This window comes from Bartonella sp. CL63NXGY, from assembly GCF_042194905.1.
Classification (GTDB): Bacteria; Pseudomonadota; Alphaproteobacteria; order Rhizobiales; family Rhizobiaceae; genus Bartonella.
Genome location: NZ_JBHINK010000123.1, coordinates 1 through 628, shown reverse-complemented (window position 1 = coordinate 628; position 628 = coordinate 1). Strand labels below are relative to the sequence as shown.

The following is a 628-nucleotide window of genomic DNA, read 5'->3' as shown; positions in this document are numbered from 1 at the left end:
TGATAACAGCCAAGAAAATGAAGGGGGCATTGTAGGTTTCTTCTCACTTGAGATGTCAACAGAACAGCTTGCAACTCGTATTATCTCAGAACAAATAAAGGTTTCTTCTTCTGATATGCGTCGTGGTAATATCTCAGAAGAGCAATTTACCAACATCATTTACGCAATGCGTTCCTTACAAACAATCCCTCTTTATATTGATCAAACGGGGGGTGTATCCCTTGCACAATTGTCCGCCCGTGCAAGGCGTCTCAAACGACAACATGGTCTAGATGTCTTGATTATCGATTATATCCAACTCATGACAAGCGGTTCAAAGCGTTCATTAGAAAATCGCGTTCAAGAAATTACAGCCATTACCACCGGATTAAAAGCACTTGCAAAAGAACTCAATATTCCCATCATTGCTCTGTCACAACTTTCGCGCCAAGTTGAAAACCGAACCGATAAACGTCCGCAACTCTCCGATTTACGTGAATCTGGTTCAATCGAGCAAGATGCCGACATTGTTCTGTTCGTTTATCGTGAAGAATATTATCTCAAAAATGAAGAACCCAAAGAAGGCACCGCTGAGTATAGCAAGTGGCAAGAGGCAATGGAGCAAGCCAAGGGTAAAGCCGAGGTTATT

The 628-nt window shown here is 42.2% G+C and carries 1 protein-coding gene; it reads left to right on the top strand.

Going from position 1 to position 628, the window contains the following annotated elements:
• Nucleotides 1–628, top strand: a 628-nt coding sequence (locus ACFIK0_RS09635; protein WP_375663950.1) for a DnaB-like helicase C-terminal domain-containing protein, incomplete at both ends; no start/stop codon positions are given.